The sequence below is a fragment of the Ktedonospora formicarum genome (genome assembly GCF_016587355.1).
Lineage (GTDB): Bacteria > Chloroflexota > Ktedonobacteria > Ktedonobacterales > Ktedonobacteraceae > Ktedonobacter > Ktedonobacter formicarum.
On sequence record NZ_BNJF01000006.1, the window covers coordinates 146,232 to 163,632 of the forward strand.

General features: G+C 51.2%; 21 protein-coding genes and 1 pseudogene. 8 read left to right on the top strand and 14 right to left on the bottom strand.

Annotated features, from left to right (window positions below; all coding sequences use genetic code 11):
* The first annotated feature begins 173 nt into the window (after positions 1-173).
* Positions 174-686 carry a hypothetical protein gene (locus tag K3T82_RS38655; protein ID WP_220198848.1) on the top strand — a complete coding sequence of 171 codons (513 nt, stop codon included), beginning with the start codon at positions 174-176 and terminating at the stop codon, positions 684-686.
* A 308-nt stretch (positions 687-994) separates the two neighbouring features.
* On the top strand, positions 995-1,612 hold the full coding sequence (locus K3T82_RS38660) for a WD40 repeat domain-containing protein (protein WP_220198849.1): 618 nt from the start codon (positions 995-997) through the stop codon (positions 1,610-1,612).
* Here K3T82_RS38660 and K3T82_RS50485 read toward each other — a convergent pair.
* Together K3T82_RS50485 and K3T82_RS38670 are read right to left on the bottom strand one after the other, a co-directional pair.
* Positions 1,601-1,873: a GNAT family N-acetyltransferase gene (locus K3T82_RS50485; RefSeq protein WP_220199045.1), complete on the bottom strand. Its 273-nt coding sequence runs from the start codon at positions 1,871-1,873 to the stop codon at positions 1,601-1,603. The two genes, K3T82_RS38660 and K3T82_RS50485, sit on opposite strands and share 12 nt — an antisense overlap.
* Positions 1,816-2,151, bottom strand: a complete 336-nt coding sequence (locus tag K3T82_RS38670) for a GNAT family N-acetyltransferase (RefSeq protein ID WP_220198850.1) — start codon at positions 2,149-2,151, stop codon at positions 1,816-1,818. Before K3T82_RS38670 ends, K3T82_RS50485 begins: the two co-directional genes overlap by 58 nt.
* A gap of 540 nt (positions 2,152-2,691) precedes the next feature.
* On the opposite strand from K3T82_RS38670, the gene K3T82_RS38675 reads away from it, so the two are divergent.
* Together K3T82_RS38675 and K3T82_RS38680 are read left to right on the top strand one after the other, a co-directional pair.
* On the top strand, positions 2,692-3,294 hold the full coding sequence (locus K3T82_RS38675) for a hypothetical protein (RefSeq protein ID WP_236031823.1): 603 nt from the start codon (positions 2,692-2,694) through the stop codon (positions 3,292-3,294).
* Between the two features lie 528 nt (positions 3,295-3,822).
* The gene (locus K3T82_RS38680; RefSeq protein ID WP_220198851.1) at positions 3,823-4,353 is read left to right on the top strand and encodes a hypothetical protein; all 531 of its coding nucleotides are present in this window, start codon (positions 3,823-3,825) and stop codon (positions 4,351-4,353) included.
* Between the two features lie 103 nt (positions 4,354-4,456).
* Here the strand turns inward: K3T82_RS38680 and K3T82_RS38685 are convergent, their stop codons facing one another.
* The 12 genes and pseudogenes from K3T82_RS38685 to K3T82_RS38750 form a co-directional block, all read right to left on the bottom strand.
* The gene (locus tag K3T82_RS38685) at positions 4,457-4,771 is read right to left on the bottom strand and encodes a hypothetical protein (protein WP_220198852.1); all 315 of its coding nucleotides are present in this window, start codon (positions 4,769-4,771) and stop codon (positions 4,457-4,459) included.
* 36 nt (positions 4,772-4,807) lie between these two features.
* A complete protein-coding gene (locus K3T82_RS38690; protein WP_220198853.1) occupies positions 4,808-5,005 on the bottom strand; it encodes a hypothetical protein in 198 nt (65 codons plus the stop codon).
* Between the two features lie 436 nt (positions 5,006-5,441).
* Positions 5,442-5,582, bottom strand: coding sequence for a hypothetical protein (locus tag K3T82_RS38695; RefSeq protein WP_220198854.1), 141 nt, complete (start codon positions 5,580-5,582; stop codon positions 5,442-5,444).
* 173 nt (positions 5,583-5,755) lie between these two features.
* Complete coding sequence (locus K3T82_RS49390; protein WP_220198855.1) at positions 5,756-6,052, bottom strand: RNA-guided endonuclease InsQ/TnpB family protein; 297 nt, start codon at positions 6,050-6,052, stop codon at positions 5,756-5,758.
* Between the two features lie 16 nt (positions 6,053-6,068).
* Positions 6,069-6,608 (bottom strand): RNA-guided endonuclease InsQ/TnpB family protein, encoded by a 540-nt coding sequence (locus tag K3T82_RS49395; RefSeq protein WP_220198856.1) that lies wholly within the window; start codon positions 6,606-6,608, stop codon positions 6,069-6,071.
* Entirely contained in the window at positions 6,529-6,924 is a 396-nt protein-coding gene (locus K3T82_RS38710; protein WP_220198857.1) for a helix-turn-helix domain-containing protein, read from the bottom strand. Before K3T82_RS38710 ends, K3T82_RS49395 begins: the two co-directional genes overlap by 80 nt.
* A gap of 739 nt (positions 6,925-7,663) precedes the next feature.
* Positions 7,664-7,894 (bottom strand): hypothetical protein, encoded by a 231-nt coding sequence (locus tag K3T82_RS38715; RefSeq protein ID WP_220198858.1) that lies wholly within the window; start codon positions 7,892-7,894, stop codon positions 7,664-7,666.
* A gap of 362 nt (positions 7,895-8,256) precedes the next feature.
* Positions 8,257-9,420, bottom strand: coding sequence for an RNA-guided endonuclease InsQ/TnpB family protein (locus K3T82_RS38720; protein ID WP_220198859.1), 1,164 nt, complete (start codon positions 9,418-9,420; stop codon positions 8,257-8,259).
* Positions 9,421-9,625: 205 nt separating this feature from the next.
* Positions 9,626-10,774, bottom strand: a pseudogene (locus K3T82_RS48475) (RNA-guided endonuclease InsQ/TnpB family protein); the annotation flags it as partial.
* 10 nt (positions 10,775-10,784) lie between these two features.
* Positions 10,785-11,438: an IS607 family transposase gene (locus tag K3T82_RS38740; protein WP_420799391.1), complete on the bottom strand. Its 654-nt coding sequence runs from the start codon at positions 11,436-11,438 to the stop codon at positions 10,785-10,787.
* Positions 11,439-11,493: 55 nt separating this feature from the next.
* Complete coding sequence (locus tag K3T82_RS38745) at positions 11,494-12,213, bottom strand: transposase (RefSeq protein WP_220198862.1); 720 nt, start codon at positions 12,211-12,213, stop codon at positions 11,494-11,496.
* A gap of 27 nt (positions 12,214-12,240) precedes the next feature.
* Positions 12,241-12,528: a transposase gene (locus tag K3T82_RS38750; RefSeq protein ID WP_220198863.1), complete on the bottom strand. Its 288-nt coding sequence runs from the start codon at positions 12,526-12,528 to the stop codon at positions 12,241-12,243.
* A 526-nt stretch (positions 12,529-13,054) separates the two neighbouring features.
* Here K3T82_RS38750 and K3T82_RS38755 point away from each other — a divergent pair.
* The 4 genes from K3T82_RS38755 to K3T82_RS38765 all read left to right on the top strand — a co-directional run bounded on the left by K3T82_RS38755 (position 13,055) and on the right by K3T82_RS38765 (position 17,357).
* Positions 13,055-14,083, top strand: coding sequence for an RNA-guided endonuclease InsQ/TnpB family protein (locus K3T82_RS38755; protein WP_236031824.1), 1,029 nt, complete (start codon positions 13,055-13,057; stop codon positions 14,081-14,083).
* Positions 14,025-14,186: a zinc ribbon domain-containing protein gene (locus K3T82_RS50490; protein ID WP_420799397.1), complete on the top strand. Its 162-nt coding sequence runs from the start codon at positions 14,025-14,027 to the stop codon at positions 14,184-14,186. The genes K3T82_RS38755 and K3T82_RS50490 overlap by 59 nt, the downstream gene beginning before the upstream one ends.
* A gap of 667 nt (positions 14,187-14,853) precedes the next feature.
* Complete coding sequence (locus K3T82_RS38760; RefSeq protein ID WP_220198864.1) at positions 14,854-15,561, top strand: hypothetical protein; 708 nt, start codon at positions 14,854-14,856, stop codon at positions 15,559-15,561.
* Between the two features lie 494 nt (positions 15,562-16,055).
* Positions 16,056-17,357, top strand: coding sequence for a transposase (locus K3T82_RS38765; protein ID WP_220198865.1), 1,302 nt, complete (start codon positions 16,056-16,058; stop codon positions 17,355-17,357).
* Positions 17,358-17,401 lie beyond the last annotated feature (44 nt).

A 17,401-nucleotide genomic window follows, 5' to 3' on the forward strand; every position in this document is an offset into this window, starting at 1 on the left:
CACATGTTGCTTGTGATCTCGCTGGATACGAGCTGGCGAGACCACAGGCAGAACAAGACCGTAACACCTCCTTGTTGAAAGTGATTCTGTTCTCTCTTCAAGGGGGTCTATTTCTGCGCCGATTCACGACTGGTCACACCTCGTTGCGCAATTCGTGGGCGTTTGCACATCATGTGATTCAGAAAATAGACGTTGTACCTTCTCCAGAAAATCTTTCGCTTCCTCAAATACTGCTGGATGCTGCTGATGAGGTCATTGAAGATCCTGAGTATATGTTCCTCCTGGGGACAACCTGGCGGTATGTGCCAGAGGGTGTGGAAATCTGTTCCGTGGGAGCAGCCACTGTCTTAGTCTTTGAGCAGGAAACTCTTGAGGAGGTAATTACACCTCATACGGTAACGGAATGGCTGAAGCGTCAGGGGCACAGTATTCACACTCCTCTCTTTATGAATCAGGTCACGCATATGTTGGGATCGAGGAAGAGCCAGAAAAGTTGCCACGTTGAAGATATACGAATGGCTCTTGTTCCACTGTTGCCAACCACTACGATAGCAATCATTGCAGAGCAATTGTTGGTTGAGGCAATCCAAGAACATCGTATTCCCAGGCATGAGCTCTCATCATTTATTGAGGCATGGAGCCCTCCAGGGGTGATGCGTACCACGAGTGTGCTGATATCGTGGTAAGGCCTACCGTCTTTATGGATGAGTAGTCTCTCAAGAGACTCTGCAAAGAATGGAAACAACCATGTTTGATGATCATTCAGCCCCTTTTGCCCAAAGCCAACACCTGCGGGTATATCCACTGCTGACCTCTGCTACTCATAACAGCGAGATTTGTCGGACTGAGTTTGCTCCCCATGGAAATGCTTTTCTGTCTATGGATCAAGACCTGCACTTTTGGAAGGAGGAAGCGTCAGGTCATTGGACAAAAACCTGGTCTTCGGAGGAGTACATAAATTGTCACCTTTTTTTCTGACCAAACGCTGTGTGTGATGCAGAAAGACCATGGAGACAATGAAGACAAGCATTTCACTGTGTTGTCGCCAGACGGTCATGTATTACGAACGTTTCATCATACTCTTTTAGATGCACTGGGATACCTCTACACTGCTGACAAGCAGTATTTTCTAACAGTTGACTGGGAGATGCACGCCTCTCTCTGGAATCACAACCTCTCTGAGCGACAAGGCCACTTTCTGCTCAAATCGGATGCGGTAGACATACAAGATCCGCGTTTCTTTGAATTTACCCCGGATAGTCGCTATGTGTTCTTTCTTTCGTGTGGGCACATCGTTCGTTGTATGTTTGATTGGAAGAAAAAATCGCTGATTGAGATGATCGCTCTTTCTCAGTCCGGATCTGACATGGAAGTCCTTGAAATCTCGCCAGATGGCCATGCCCTTGCAGGTTCAGATACTGGCCACAATTGTGTTGATCTGTATGACGCGTCCTCTCTCAATCGCCTCATCTCTTTTCCAATCCCAGTAGAAGAGCTTCCTCAGAGATTTGCATTTTCTCCAGATGGGAATTTCCTGGCATGTGTTGGTTCAAAAGGCTCCGTATACATCGGCTCTACGCGTGACTTTCACTGTGTAAATTTACTTCTTTGAAAGCAGCAATACGTTCACGTCTCTCCACCCGTAGGCGACTTGGACAAGCACAACCCCTCCCTCATCCAACTGCTCTTCCACGTCTGGTACGAGATGACCTCCAAGTGCTTCATAGAATCGACGAGCAGGGGTATTCACCTTTAAGACCCGGATGAGCAGGGTATGCATCCCCTGTTCAACCAAGCACTCCACGACCCTGATGGTCAACTCTCGCCCGATGCCTTGACGATGATACTCTGGGAGCAGATACAGGAAAGAGATCTCTCCGGTATAGAGGGATGGTCCGACCTTTCTGGCCCTCCCATCGCAACGCCGATGATCTGTTCCTCATCATTCTCTGCGAGATAAATGTACTCCTGGCGCTCTTCATCTTCACTCAGTTCGCGTATCGTACGTGCCCAGTTGCGTTCAGACTCCTCATACGTCAATTGCATCAGGCTCTCCTCTGGAATCTGATCGCGATGGGCTGCCCGATAGCTCTCCACACTCACCCGTGCCATCGCAGCCGCATCGCGCAATTCGGCTTCACGAATTCTCATCGTCTCCTTCTCCTGCATGTCAACGTTCTCGTGATCGACCTCTATCGGCATTCTTTTAGCCAATTGACAGATGTCGTGGTCAGGATCGCTGAGTCTTGTGCGGTATGGCCATGCAGTAGCACGGCCAAATTCACGCGATCCCGTCGATTTTCGATCATGTGGTTCGCCACTCTTCAATGATACAGTCATGTTACCACTTTCTAGGGCTGAGCAAGTGTATGAGATTGTAGATCTTGCTTGGTCATCGCAAGGGGATCATTTAGTGACAAGAGGAGCAAATGCGCTCCTTATCAGTGAAGAACCTGGTTACACGAGTAAAGCTCTGGCGGATAGAAAAGCAGAATGTCTGAGGATGACCAGGAAAGCGTTGGGAGTGGGGCTCGTCTGGCGAGGTATAGGAAAAACTACGACCAGAAAAATACTCTGCTATTTGCGTTTGAAGATCTGCCTGAGAAGCTTGAGAGTTCTCGTACATACCCTAAATTTTTTCAACCCTTACGTCTATAGAAAGACATCGATGGAAAGGATGTGTTTTTAGGGATGTGCCATAGTGATATTACGCAACCTCATGTGACTCCACCACTAACTCCACGCAAACGAGGCTTCTGGGCCTGGTTTCAACGTCAAAAGCTCGCCGCCCGCATTATGCTTGTCTGTGGTGTCTTCCTGCTCTCAACCTGTGCCTGCTGTGGTGGGATCACCACCTGGGGCGCGACATTACCACCTGCCGCACCAAGCAATGCTGCCGTTGTACCCACAGCAACAAAACAGCAAATGAAGACCATCGCGCAGGTCGTCGCAACACCTACACAGGCAAAGCCAACAGCGACGCCGAGTCCAACGCCAACCAGGATACCATCACCAACTCCCACAGCAACGCCAAAACCTGTGCCAACAGCAACCCCTACGGCAAAGCCAACAGAGAAGCCCACCCCAAAACCGACCGCGAAACCAAAGCCGAAGCCAACGCAGCCACCAACTCGTACGGGAGTGAACGGAAATCCCTGGGGTTACGACTATAACTATGGAGCGCTCATCTATGCTCCACCCTCCAGCTTCTGTAGCTACTTTGCACGCATTGCCAGCTTCTGGGAGGGCAATGGATATGTCATGGAATGCAGCGATGGAACGAACCTACAGTAAATCGGGAGGAATAGGTGGATCATGTTCACACCATGGTGGGAACTGGCGTGCTCTGTATTCACATTAATTCTGTGGTAAACAATGGCACAGAAGGATAGTAAAGAGCGTTTCTGGTTTTGATACGGCTTTGTAAAAGAAAGACGTTGGGTGTGATGTATCTCAGGCGGCAGTGGTGGCTTTACCTTCACAGGGACAACGCTCTTCTGGGGCTGTTGAGTGCTGAAGCGCCAGCGAGACTCATTAGCATTTTTGCCACTATAGATGCATCCGCCTTCCGATGTAGGTGATTCATACCTCTTGGACATATCGAGTAAGTAAGGAGGATTTGTCAGGGATTTCGCGTTTCCTGCAAACAGCTCTGAGAAGCGCTTTTGGAACTCCCGTCAAAACGTGTTTTTCTATCTTCCAATGCAAATGAAGTACTAAAGGGGTCCTCTGACACCGATTGTATGATAGGTTTTCCTCATATTACCAAGTTTTACATATCTTACTTGTTTCTCACATCCTAAAATAGGTAAGGAGGGACACATGGGAGCAGACAAGATCTTTTATTCAAGCCCAGACGAGAGCCAGATTATTCGAGAGAGTGATGTGATTTCCGTCATTCAACGTCATGTTGGATTGAAGGTTCTCAGAGGAAATATGACCCAACGTAGCACCTATGAAGATGCGCCGTATCTCGCCGATGCGACGATCGCCTCTCGTTGGTTTCGCGTCTCCTTTGAAAGCCCTGAAGGTCCCCGCCAATCAATGGTTCTGGTCGTATTAGTTCCTTCAGGACTTCACGTAGCAACCTATGAACCTCCTTTGCTTGTGCGCTTTAATCAAGCTCTTCGCCATCAGATCAAAGATACTGCAGAAGGGGTCATGCGCGAATATATTGAGGCCTTAGAAGAAGTTGCTCTGGCTGGATGGCTCCATTGCAAAGACGCACCTCATTCCGATGCATCAACAGCAAGCCATTTCAGGCAAGCATACTTTCGTGTTGGTTTCTTCCTTCCTGATAGCAACACTGACAAAGAACTCCAAAAGCAACTGCAGAGGACTGATGAAGAATAATTTTATTCTTCATCACACGTGGAACAAATCTATGTTTCAGGTCATATACAAGGAGAAGAGGAATCTGATGATGCATTCTTCTCCTAGTGGCTCTTCCCTCCTGCTAGCAGAAAGTGCTTTTGCCAACGCTGCTGCACCAAGCAAACGGATGCACCTGCTGAGGTGTGTGGGCATCACGCCAGTAGACCCCTTCACGTAGGTGCGCATAGGGATCAACACTTGCTGAGATCGCTTGTGTGAACATGACGGGTGAAGAGTGGATAGCCTGAGTGACGACTGACTCAGTGCTTGCCGGGGCTGCAGCTGATCGTGTGGACAATGCATTTCCTCCCAGAAGCAAAGCGCAGGCAAGCAACAGTGCCATCCCGACAACACAGAGCCAGGAAGTGAGAGAGGAGCGTCGAAGAGACTGATTCATGCTGGTCATCCTTCTTTCTGTGGCTACACATTTCGTTCACTGACGATCCCTCTGGTGGCATGAGGCAGGGCGAAGCACCATGTCCACCAGAGCATCGCACGTTTGTTCGTGTACGTGAGCCTGCTGCATCATTGGAAGCCTTAAACGACCCAAATGGTGGAGAACCTGGCTGTCTTTGGCCTGCTGCTCCTCAAACGACTTGATGCGCTCTTGTTGAAAGACAATCCGCACCATTCTGGTCCTTGACCTGCTTTCGCAGCTTCTCAATGGCCTGGATCCCGTACACACTCGCGCAGTGTTTGATTGGCCGCTTGCAACGCCTGAATCTCTTGTTGTAGCCGTTCTAGTCATTGATCGTGTGAGAAATCGCCTCTGGAGGAGATCACGACGTTCAAAATTTGTACATAAAGCAGAGCGTCTGAAACTCCCCGCGCTAAAGCACTGACACTTACACACAACTATGCAAGTTTGCAGAAGATCCTCGGCATGATGCGAGGGAAAGGTGTGGAAAAAACGCACATCGATGCACAATGATGTGCTTTCGGCTTGGCGAGACAAGTGGCTTTTTCACCGAACGTGCGTCACCTCTCGTGTGGAAAAAACGGGCACCTGCAGCGCATCGTTTCCGTGTTCTTTCTCAAGATCGCATAGTTGTGTAGAAGTGTCAGCGCTAAAGCAGCGGGGGTTCCAGGGGGTCGGCCCACGCTTCTCGCCCATCCCACTGCAGTGGGATGGCAAGCTCTAGTGGTAGTTCCCCTGGACTTTCGGGCAGACGCACTCTGGCTCGGGTCAGACCCAAGCTTTGGGGCAAGATCTGCCCCTCTCTCGCACTACCGTATCACCGTTCTCCGAAACTGACCCAAACATGGACAAGCCATATTTCGCGTTCGGTTCCTGCTTCAATGCAGAGAGCAAGCCTTTCGCTCGTCTTACATCTGCTCCACAGGCGTCACTTCCCGCAGAACTTGCGGTACGCCGTTTTCATCAGGCCAATGCCACCAAATTCCTGGCGGCGTTATAGTCTCGATCTAGGACACTTCCACACTCCAGGCAGGCAAAGACCCGATCAGAGAGCGTCAGCGCCTCATTGACCCAGCCACAACACGAACAGGTTTTTGAAGAGGGTTCCCAGCGGGAAGCCAGGACCACCTTCACCCCTGCTTGCTCTGCTTTGTAGAGGATCTGCCGCTTGAACTCATACATCCCCACATCAGCAATGGCTCGGGCTAACCTGCGGTTCTTGAGCATACCTGCAATGTGTAGATCTTCTAGGACGATCACACGCGGCCTCTCTTGATCAGGCGCGGGTTCTCGCCACGATCTCAGCGGTCGCTTGGTGCAAGGCGTTCTGGCGAACATGGGCGATACGGGCGTGCATCCGAGCAAGTCGCATGCGTGCTTTCTTGCGATTGGCACTCCCTTTGGGCTTGCGGCTGTGGCGTCGCGAGGCTCGCTTGAGGGCGGTGATCTTCTTGCGCAATGCCTTGGGATTCTTGAAGGTACGTCCATCAGAAAGCGTTGCCAGCATTTTTATCCCCAGGTCAACGCCAATGGCCTCGCCTGTGGCTGATCGTGGGCCTTCTTCTTCCTCTCCCAAAGGTGGCAAATCGTCTGCATGGGACGCATGGTGCACACAGATCGAAACAGACCATCTCCCTGCTTTCTCGCTGATGGTCGCGCTGGTGATCTTGACAGTGGTGGGCAAATAGCCATGCTCTTTGAGCCGAAGGACTTCCAGGCGAGGGATCTGGATAGCATCATGAAAGACCCGAATGGTGCCGGTGAAGCGGCATCCTCCAATGGCTTTCTTCCGGCTTTTGCGCGCGGGGATAGCCACACGTGCCTTTCCATGCGCCCTCTTTCTTGAGCCGGCACTTGCGAAAAAAGTGCTTGAAGGCCTGATCCAGATCGCGGAGCGCCTCCTGGAAGGCGCATTTGCTGACCTCATACGCCCAAGGAATCGCACTGTGCTTCAAGGCATTGATCTCGCGATGTAGATCAATGGCGCTTGGGGTGGGCTGACCTGCCTTGTAGCAGGCTTGCTTACGTCGCAAGCCATAGTTGTACGCCCAACGAGCGGCTCCAGCATGTTTGCGGCACAGCGTCTGTTGGGTGTTGTTGAGGTCAAGTTCGACCCGATACCCACGTGCCATCTGTTTTCCGCCTCCTCTGCATCCAAAGTAGAACAAATAGACCAGAAAACCATCACTTTTGCAAGAAGGTAGAGGCAAGTTGGTATATTTGAGCATATTTAACTGCATATGTCTAGAAAATACAAAACTAACTATAGCCCCCAACAACTGACGCTCTGCGCATGAGCGTGCGGGACCACCTCTCACGAGGAGGCCCCGCACGCTCGCGTTTTTGGAGGTGATGCAGAGTTGAGTTCGAGTGTCTCTTGGCCTGGATGAGCTCGACGCAAAAAAACTTGCCGCACCCAGCGCTAATCAGGTCATGACGATTGCCCTTTATCTACCGACTCTTCCTCTCTCTCAACAATCGTCATTGCCAGATCCGGGCGGGGGCGGCAAGTTTTTTTGCGTGAGGCAACGTTCAGACAACAAGTGGTGGTAGCAGGCAGCATGAGGTGATGCGTAAGCACCCGGAATGTCTTCTCTGCTCTCTCTCCCATACATATGGCTGGAAGAGATGCATGATCATGTTGTGTTTGCTATAATGCAAGATAGCAAGACGGGTCTCATTCAGTCGCAGGAGTTCGCGTCGTAAGACAGCAGAAGGTGTGGCGTGTAAAGGAGACCCCCGGAGAGGTCTGTTGCGGATGTTTGCTCAGATCGCATGCGCGGAGAGTGAACGAAGGAAGCAAGGAACCCTCCATTTCATCCCCTAGCGATCGCTAGAGGGAACCCGACAACGATTCTGGGAGGAATCGTGTCACTGGATATGTCCGACAAGGCTGTCTTCCAACGTGCCAAGGAGGCACTCCTCATAGACGTCCAGAACGCGTGTCGGCGGGGATGCCCTTCCGGAGAAGAGCACACGCCTGCCTGCGAGAGCAGGAGTCAGGCGTACTTCACCAAGGTCACCGACCTTGCACTGAGGTACAACCAGGCGTAGCAACGCCGCGATGCGCCGGAGGGACCAGTGCTGGTCCCTCCGGCGCATCGCTCCTTTTCGGCCCTTCAGGATACTGCGGAGCCGTCTCGGACGCGCTGTGCGGATCAAAATGTGAAAATGCCCTACCTGGGTAAAACACGCGTTCGTAAGCTCTCGTTTTACAGTTGTAGATATTTGGAGGGAAGAGGACCGAAAGAGATGCCCTCTTTCCAGACTCTCCTGAGATTCAGTGACGGCAAGTGCTTCTCACGACTGGAAAAGCTCCGACCGCGCATATGCGTTTCTTTGCTCCGCAGAGGTCGTTCTGCTCCGATAAATGTAGTAAAACATATGCAAGCACAGTTTTGCCGCATCGTTCGTTGTTGCTGCTTCATTCCCAACAGCCTCAAGCCCCACGGGCCTTTTTGGTCTTACGTCAAGTCCACAGCCAAGTTTGCGTCCTCGTCCGAGCCAGTACCGCTGACGACTTGATCAACCAGCCCGATCAAGCGAAGGGCTTCACCCAGAAGATTCAAGGCCGCATTGTGATCTCTCTCCTGGGTGAATTGATAATAGGCGCAGTGCGCGTTTTGGCAGAGAAACACTCGATCAGAAAGCTGCATGTCTTCCCACTTCCACCCGCACCCGTGGCATGTTTTGCTAGAAGCAAAGAAGCGGCCTACCTTGATGAATTGCCCTCCACGCTGCTCCACTTTTGTGTTGAGCAGGGACGAGAGCTTGCCTAAAGCCGCATCCGAAAGCGAACGAGCAAGCGTGCGGTTCTTGAGCAATCCTTTGAGATTGAGATCTTCAATGCCAATGATTCCATAGCAATTTGCGAGCCTGGTCGTGAGCTTGTGGAGAACATCATCTCTCAAAGAGCTGATGCGATAATGCAGCCGTGCTACCTGCCTACGTGCTTTCTCGCGGTTTTTTGATCCCGGTTTGCGGCGATGCAACCGTTTGTTGGCTTGGCGCAGTTTTGAGAGCGCAGTTTTGAGGAAGGCTTGGTTCTCAACTTCCTCTCCTGTACTTAAGGTTGCCAACCGGTTGAGCCCCACATCGAGGCCGAGAGCCGCCGGTCTCTTCACAGGGATGGGATCAGGCATTTCGACCTGGATGGAAATAAACCACCAATCTGCCGTTTTGGTGAGACGTGCGCCTGTGATCTTCCCAACAAAGCGCACATTCTCCACCATATTGACCCATCCGAGTTTGGGAATCCAGACCCGATGATCCGCAAGTTCAAATTGGTCATTCGCGAGGTAGAAGGAGGGGCGTGTTTTCTTCTTACTTTTGAACCTCGGACGGCGTGTTTTCCCTGCAAAAAAGGCGGCAAAGGCTTTGCCCAAATCGAGGAAAGGTTGATCACTGGCGTTTTTTGTGACGTCCGAGGTCCAGGGGAAGTGCTCCCGCCTGATCTGGTTGAACTGCTTCTTGAGTTTCAAGGCAGTGGGTTTCTCCCCAGCTTCGTAGTGACGATTCCGTTCGGCGAGCGCCCAATTCCACACAAAGCGAGCAACGCCTGCAGCACGAGCAAGGTAGGTGGCCTGTTCAGGTGTGGGATGCAGCCTGATCTTGTGGGCACGAATCATGCGGTTCTGCTCTTTCTCTTGCCTCCTATTTTCTTCAGTAGAGAAGAAATGTTCTCATCTGTCAAGAGGCTCGAAAGCGTGGCGTCTTGCCCACGGTTGATCCCTATTTCCCACTTTTTTTGGAAACAGTTGCATTCTCTTTCTCTACCGTTATCAGGAACTTACCCAAACATGGACAGGCCATATTTCGTGTCCTGTTCCTGCTTCATCCACCACTGCCTGAAGTTTCAGGTCTTACGCGATGTCCACAGGCGTCACTTCCCGTGTAACTCACGGTACGTCTCTCACCACCATTTTCGGCGAAAGCAGCTACGTTATAGGCAGCGTTCAAATCACGGTCCATGACCACGCCGCATTCCATGCACACAAACACGCGATCCGCAAGCGTCAAGTCTTCTCTCACCCAACCGCAGGCATGGCATGTTTTACTCGATGGTTCCCACCGTGATACCAGTTTCACCTCAATACCGGCAAATGCCGCCTTGTCAAGGACTTGACGCTTGAACTCATACATGCCCACATCAGCAATCGCTCGACTCAGCTTGCGGTTCTTGAGCATGCCACTGATGTTGAGGTCTTCCAGCACGATACACGTCGGACGTTCACTCTCGGGCTTGGTTCTCACCACAAGAGCGCTGGTTGCTTTGTGCAGGGCATCGTTTCTCACATTGGCTATGCGTGTGTGCATACGAGCTCAGCGGCGTTGAGCCTTTTTCCGATTGTTGGATCCTTTGACCTTACGAGAATGCCACCGTGACGTTCGTTTGAGGGCGGTGATTTTCTTGCGCAATGCCTTTGGGTTGTCAAACATACGACCATCGGAAACCACTGCCATCATCTTTCTACCTACGTCCACACCAATAGCTGCGCCCGTTGCTGGTATTGGTTCAGGCTGTTCCCTATGGAAACACACCGAAACAGACCAACGTCCTGCTTTTTCGCTTATCGTGGCGCTGCCGATCTTCACATTCATGGGCAAGTACCCACGTTCTTTCAACTTGAGCAATCCTAGACGGGGTAACTGGAGAGCATCAGGAGAGACCTTGATCGCTCCTGTGAAGCGAGCGCCGCCTATCGCTTTTTTCTTGCTCTTGAACCGAGGATAGCCACACTTGCCCTTCCATAAGCCCTCTTTCTTGAGACGGCACTTACGCAAGAAGTGCCCAAAGGCGCTGTCCACATCTCTGAGGGCTTCTTGCAAGGCGCATTTTGAGACTTCATAGGCCCAGGGGATGTCCCTTTGTTTGAGCGCGTTGATTTCCCGATGCAAGTCAATCGCTGAGGGTGTTTTCCGTCCTGCTTTGTATTCTTCCTGCTTGCGACGTAGACCATAGTTGTACGCCCAGCGAGCTGCCCCGCAATGCTCAAAGCGAGCGTTTGTTGTGCATCATTGAGGTCTCATTCGACCCGATAGCCCTGCTTGACGAGCATTCCTCGGGCTCCTCATCTTGCATCACGTGCTCAACACACTGCTTGATTTTTTCAGCACGCCGTTTACTGTGAGGCCGTCCATACATACGAGCCGCCATGCTGGTGATAACGCTCACGAAATCGTCTACCAACTCATCGTCTGTATCAGTCTGGAAAATCATCTCCACATGCCGCCCTTGTGCCTCCAATAACGTGACGATATAGTGAGCGCCGAAGCGGGTCAAGCGGTCTCGATTCTCAACAATGATGGTTCCGATACTGCTATCAGCGAGCAGTTTTTCCAATTTCGGACGTTTGTCATTGAGTCCCGAGGCAATCTCTGTCACTTCTTTGGAGACCTGATAGCCTTTGGCCGCTGCGTAATCCTTTAAGCGTGCAAGTTGGCGGGTTAAATCCTCTTTTTGATCAAGTGAGGAGACCCGCGCATACAGGGCAATACGTCCCGTCAGAGGTTGCACGGTCTGTGGATCACGCACAATGACGGTTCCGGTCTCTGTTTGATAGGCATCTAGCATGCCCGCTTTGTACCATCGCCATGCGGTCTTGTAGCTAATGCCCTGTTGTCGTGCATAGGTGCTTAACTTCATAGCTATATTTTAGCATATTCTGTCCATGTGTGGCAACATCTTATAAAAAGAGATTTCACCCTCTCTCCGCAACGGGCATGTACGCTCGGATGTGAGCATCCTCGATAGCCTTGATGTTCTCGATGGTTCCGTACATCATATCACCAGTCACTTGTGTAGGCTGGACGCGTTGCCGGAAGAGCACATGCCAAAGCAGGTCAAGCATCGGCTGATTGTCATTCACCTCGCCCGGCACCACGAGTGCGGCTAAGATGATCCGATGCTTGCCTCCATTCACAACGTAGTGCGTGCGGTAACCCAGATGCGTTCCTCCGCCTTTCAGACGCATCGGTGTCGCATCAGGATCGGTGGTACTGATACGGAAATCAGCTGTGCGCCGGTAAGAACCGGACACGTTTCGTTGTTGGTGGCCTTCTTCCGCGATCCAATCGTGGCGAGTAGCATTCTCTTCGGCACGTTCCTCCTGCTGTTGTTCGGAGATTGTGGTAGGCAACGCGACAGCTTCTGACAATGCGTTCACGCCATTTCCCTCGCTCGCCTCAGGCTCGGTTGGCTCGGACTCAAAAAGGGCAGCGAGATGCTCTTGGAAAGCTTCTCGTGCCTCAACCACAAAACGAGGGGCCAGGGAATCCAGATCAGCATTGGCATTCACCTGAGTCGAATCGAAGTACAACTCCTGGCCCCATACCAACTTCGCTTCTTGACACAGTTTGATAACGACCTCAAAGAAGCGCCGAAACACCTCTAAACCATAGCGTTTGCGAATCTTGCTCAAGGTCGAGTGATCTGGAAGCGGTTCGTCTCAATCATAGCCCATATACCAGCGCACACTTAACCGATCCGCAACCTGACGCATGAGCAGGCGTTCGGAGCGGATATCTTCAAAAAACATGACCAGTTGGAGTTTAAAGAACACCACCGGATCAACGGATGGTCGTCCAACGGCAGCGTAGGACTCATGCACCAGGTCATACACGAACGAGAGGTCCAGCACCTTTTGGAGGTGTCGAGAGAAATGATCTTGAGGAACGAGTTCCTCCAGCGACACTGCGACGCAGGGGGCAAAGGCCCGCTCTTTCAAACCCATCATTATTGATACTCCTCCTCACCCTTTCATTGCACAGCACGTTCCTCTCCCTTGTCAATCTCAGCCCTCTCCTTTTGCCTGAAAATCTTCTCTCTGCTCGTTTATCTCCTCGGTGTAAACGGGTGTCAAGCCAAGCTCATGTGTTCTTCAACAAACTCAACAAGGACTTTTTCAACAGGCTGGGATGGTTTATGTTGTATGCGGGAGGCTCCTGTTTAATTCCAGGGGCCTTCTTTTTGTTTGACTTGCAAAGTTGACTATACTGAAGATGGAAATCCCATACCGGCGTCGCGAGACATTCCAGCATATGAGAAGAAGCCTGAACCGCCCTGTTCCATAGGCTTCTTCTTTTTGCCCTTAATCATTGCTCACAAAAGGCCCTCTCCCCAATTGCGAGGAGAGGGTATATAATTAGTTTCCTCTTCTTGAGACGGATGTAGGCAAATAATGACATCTATCCCCCCTTGCCAGCGCCGTGATTTTCTGGTATATTTGTTCTACTTTCGACACAGAGGGAGAAGCACAATCGATGGTCCGTGGGTATCGGGGAGAACTTGACCTCAATAACGCGCAGAAGACGCGCTGCCGCAAACATGCTGGAGCCGCTCGTTGGGCCTTCAATTATGGCCTTCGCCGCAAACAAGAGGCCTACAAAGCTGGGCAGAAAACACCCACCGCCATCGATCTGCATCGCGACATCAATGCTCTCAAGCCTTCTGAGCCCTGGATGCGCGAGGTCAGCAAGTGCGCCTTCCAAGAAGGATTGCGTGACCTGGATGCCGCCTTCAAGCACTTCTTTCGCAAGTGCCGGCTCAAGAAAGCGGGCACATGGAAAGGCTCGTGTGGCTATCCCCGCTTCAAAAGCCGGAAGAAAGCCATCGGTGGCGCCCGTTTCACCGGGAGCATTCGGGTGTTTCCTGATGCCATCCAGTTGCCCCGTTTGGGAATGCTCCGACTCAAAGAGCATGGCTATTTCCCTTTGAACAGCAAGATCAGCAGCGCCACCATCCATGAGCAAGCAGGCAGGTGGTTTGTCTCGATCTGTGTCCACGAGGAAGCGAAAGACCCCCAGCCAGCCACAGGTGACATCATTGGTGTTGACCTTGGCGTGAAAACCCTGGCGACTCTCTCTGATGGACGCACCTTCGAGAATCCCAAGGCGTTGCGCAAGAAACTCACGGCCCTCAAGCGAGTCTCGCGACGTCATAGCCGCAAGGCCAAAGGATCACGCAATCGCCAGAAAGCCAAACAGCGCCTCTCGCGAATGCATGCCCGGATCGCCAACGTGCGCAACGATGCCTTACACCAAGCGACGGCTCAGATCGTGGCGAGAACCCGCGCCCGATCAAGAGCGGCCGCGTGTGATTGTCCTGGAGGATTTGCACATTACAGGCATGCTCAAGAATCGCCGGTTGGCCCGAGCGATCGCGGATGTAGGCATGTACGAGTTCAAGCGGCAAATCCTGTACAAAGCCGAACAGGCAGGGGTACAGGTACTGCTGGCCTCGCGCTGGGAACCCTCTTCAAAAACCTGTTCGTGGTGTGGCTGGATCAATGAGGCGCTCACCCTGTCGGATCGGGTCTTTGTCTGCCTGGAATGTGGCAGCGTGCAGGATCGAGATGCCAATGCCGCCAACAATCTCGCGGCCTTGGCACAATGAACATGGAGTACCGCAAGTTCTGCGGGAAGTGACGCCTGTGGAGCAGATGTAAGACGAGCGAAAGGCTTGCTCTCTGCATTGAAGCAGGAACCGAATACCAAATATGGCTTGTCCATGTTTGGGTCAGTTTCGGAGAACGGTCTTAATCTATATCAACGCCCTGGTAGGTCAGGAACGGCTAAGTGGACTATGCTTGGCGATATACCTCAAGCTACGCTTTTTGACCTTCTATATATAAAGACTATGAGTCAGGATATAAAGCTGACAATGCAGAACTTCCATCGAGAGATTCACAAATGCCTTGGCTAGGAATCCCACGCCACACTCCTCTAATTTAAGCACCAAGGTTCTCTTTTTGTGACAATGGCTATACTGAGAAGGGAACCATGCCAAAGTCCATAGGTGCATATGGAAGGCTCCTGTCCCGATTCCAGGAGCCTCCTTCTTGTTGAGCTTGTAAAGATGACTATACTGAAACTGATAGGGAAGTTCATACGAGTGGCATCGGCACATTTCATTGTATGAGAGGAAGCCTGATTTATCCTGTTCCCAGGCTTCTTCTTTTTTTGTCTAAATATGTATTTGTTCCTTTCCGCTGAGCTTTGTTGTATGATATGAAACATTCATTGCCAGATGCAATAGGGATAAAAGGAAAGGGATAAGTAAAATGGCAAAAGAGAATCAATACATCCAACAGAAGCTCACCACAAGCGATGTCTTGATCAAACAAGTAGCCATTGAGGTAAAGGTGCTGAAAATAGGCAACCATCAGGTAACCCTTTCGGTTTTTCGCCAGCTTAAGCAAGAAGATATCTTTGATGCTGACACTGGCGAGTTACTTGGCACGCCATGGGGAACGGTCAACTATCATGTCGATTGCGAGGATATCAAAGGCGAACACCTGCATGTTGTATGGCAGAAAGGCAATGAGCTACGCAGGGCTATTGCCTGCATACCATGGAGATTAAGAAAAAATAGCTATTTGTCTGAATGCTTCTATTTTGACATGAGAAGTGATCTTCACGAAATGGCAGGGGCTTTTATTATTGCACGGGTGCTGGAAGGCTGGGCCCCTGATCCCACACAACTTCACGACACAATACAAATCGAAACTGAGTTGCTAACAATTTCAACAAGCTTGCCCAGTGAAGTTTATAAATTGTTTGCAGGCAGAGGGGCCAAACAAGAACTTGAAGAGCGGGACATCACTAAATTAAAAACAGAATTAGATAAATTGAACGCACCATACAATAGCGAAGTTATTTATAAAACGCTCATTACACCGCTTGCCGCCGATTTCTATGCTCGCAAGAATCGCTGGGAACAAAACTACAAAGAGATAGCAGACCTCGACCAACTCTTCATTGCTGTCTAATTGCCCTCAACAAAAGCCCCTCTCCTCGCAATCGGAGGAGAGGGGTCATCTATTTCAACACCTAATGGTGGTCACGACTAGGTGACGCTGTTAGCGATTAGTGACCACAGAGAATACTACACTCTTGTAAAAACAAAGGAACCAAAGACTTACTTCAGGCTGCTCGGCTGCACAGGCATATATACATTTGAATACTTCTCCATCGCCAATACTAATAAATGGAGCTCCTAGATGTAAAAGTGTGCTAACAGTGGTCTCAAATGGCTCCAAGTTACCTTGAATACGCATTACCTTAAATTGTGAATGTTGAGGAAGCCTTCTTCCTACATAATGCTGATACAAACCGCGTGTCATCATTGTGAATATTTCAGTTACACGCTCACGAGGAATCTTTCACTAAGTTTGCACTTTCCAAATGGGTAAAAAATTGAAAGCATGGAGGACTCATGATACAAAAGAAACAAGCAAAAAACGTCTTTTGTCAGGAGTCAGCCATGCCACACCCTATTGTATGTCTGGACGCGCGTTTTCGCCAGTATCTCGAACGCTGGCAGACCTTGTTTTCGCGCCCACAATTTCAGCACTTCGTCACCGTGCTGCTTGCGTTGATCGTCGGTTCCCAAGGGTTCACGCTCTTGCACTTCAAACGGGCAGTGGCTGGGAGCAAAAGCCTGGCAAGTCTGAGCCGTTTCTTTGCTCAAGCTCCGTGGGACCAAACGCCTCTGCATGCCCTGGCTTGGTCTCGCTTTGTGGCTCAGATGCAGCCCTGGGTCCACCAGGATCTCTCACACCAGCGCACGTTGCAACCTGTTGGACGAGGTCGCCCTCGCAAGCTCTTCGTCATAGGCTACTTGATTGGCGATGACTCCACGATTGGCAAGCCGAAAGGAGTGAAGATGCAAGGCCTGGGGCGACATCACGACAGCAAGCAGAACCAGCGGGTCAAGGGCCATTCCCTGGTGCAAGGCCTCTATGTCTTGCTTGGACAGCATTTTCCGCTCGAGCCCCGACTCTACCGTCAGCAGGCGACCTGTGTGCAAGAAGGGGTCTCTTTCCAGAGCAAGATTGCCCTCATGATCGAGATCATCAAGCAGTTTGAGCCACCGCAGAACACGTTCACCCATGTGTTGCTCGGCAGTTGGTACAGCGCCAAAGCCATCTGGAAAGCGGCGCGAGATCGTGGCTTTTTGATTACCACGGCCTTGCGCAGCAATCGCTCAGTGCGCATCCCGGATGCAACCTCGCCACAAGGCTGGCGTTGGCAACGACTTTGCGCCTATGACGAAAGCTTACCGGATGCGGCCTTTGTCCCCTATGCCTGGCCACGCAACCCCGAACATCGGGTGTGGGTGCATGTATTGAACAGTTCGGTGAAAAGCTTGTATCGCTGTCAACTGATCATCATTCGTCAGCATCTCGATGATCCAGTGAGTCGGACTCGCTTTTGGGCTTCAAGCGATCTGCAGGCCGATGTAGAGCAGCTGCTCACCCATATCTCTTGTCGCTGGGACATCGAGGTTTTCTTTGAAGACGTCAAAGAACTGCTGGGCATTGATCACTATCAACTGATGAGTGCCCAGGGGCTGCAGCGCTATTGGAGTTTGTGCTGGATCGCCTTCTCCTTTTTGGAGGAGCATCGCGGCTCCTTGCAGACCCAGCGGCAACGGCATGTAACGCTGGGGGAAGCCAAACGGGATCTCCAGCACATTCATCACTGCTTGCTTGTGGCATGGATCACTGATCACGCGCGTCAAGGCGCCACAAGCGAGCACATTGCTGATCTCTTGGCCGTTTAAGCGGCTTGTTTGGAAATGTGCAAACTTAGTGATCTTTATCTCAT

Bases quoted from the DNA above. Each gene is read 5' to 3' on its own strand.
- K3T82_RS38660 (WP_220198849.1), top strand. From the start codon at position 995: ATGCAGAAAGACCATGGAGACAATGAAGACAAGCATTTCACTGTGTTG.
- K3T82_RS38670 (WP_220198850.1), bottom strand. From the start codon at position 2,151: ATGAGAATTCGTGAAGCCGAATTGCGCGATGCGGCTGCGATGGCACGG.
- K3T82_RS38675 (WP_236031823.1), top strand. From the start codon at position 2,692: ATGTGCCATAGTGATATTACGCAACCTCATGTGACTCCACCACTAACT.
- K3T82_RS38680 (WP_220198851.1), top strand. From the start codon at position 3,823: ATGGGAGCAGACAAGATCTTTTATTCAAGCCCAGACGAGAGCCAGATT.
- K3T82_RS38685 (WP_220198852.1), bottom strand. From the start codon at position 4,771: ATGAATCAGTCTCTTCGACGCTCCTCTCTCACTTCCTGGCTCTGTGTT.
- K3T82_RS38690 (WP_220198853.1), bottom strand. From the start codon at position 5,005: ATGGTGCGGATTGTCTTTCAACAAGAGCGCATCAAGTCGTTTGAGGAG.
- K3T82_RS38710 (WP_220198857.1), bottom strand. From the start codon at position 6,924: ATGGCACGTGGGTATCGGGTCGAACTTGACCTCAACAACACCCAACAG.
- K3T82_RS38715 (WP_220198858.1), bottom strand. From the start codon at position 7,894: ATGCGCCGGAGGGACCAGCACTGGTCCCTCCGGCGCATCGCGGCGTTG.
- K3T82_RS38720 (WP_220198859.1), bottom strand. From the start codon at position 9,420: ATGATTCGTGCCCACAAGATCAGGCTGCATCCCACACCTGAACAGGCC.
- K3T82_RS38740 (WP_420799391.1), bottom strand. From the start codon at position 11,438: ATGAAGTTAAGCACCTATGCACGACAACAGGGCATTAGCTACAAGACC.
- K3T82_RS38750 (WP_220198863.1), bottom strand. From the start codon at position 12,528: ATGATGGGTTTGAAAGAGCGGGCCTTTGCCCCCTGCGTCGCAGTGTCG.
- K3T82_RS38755 (WP_236031824.1), top strand. From the start codon at position 13,055: ATGGTCCGTGGGTATCGGGGAGAACTTGACCTCAATAACGCGCAGAAG.
- K3T82_RS38760 (WP_220198864.1), top strand. From the start codon at position 14,854: ATGGCAAAAGAGAATCAATACATCCAACAGAAGCTCACCACAAGCGAT.
- K3T82_RS38765 (WP_220198865.1), top strand. From the start codon at position 16,056: ATGCCACACCCTATTGTATGTCTGGACGCGCGTTTTCGCCAGTATCTC.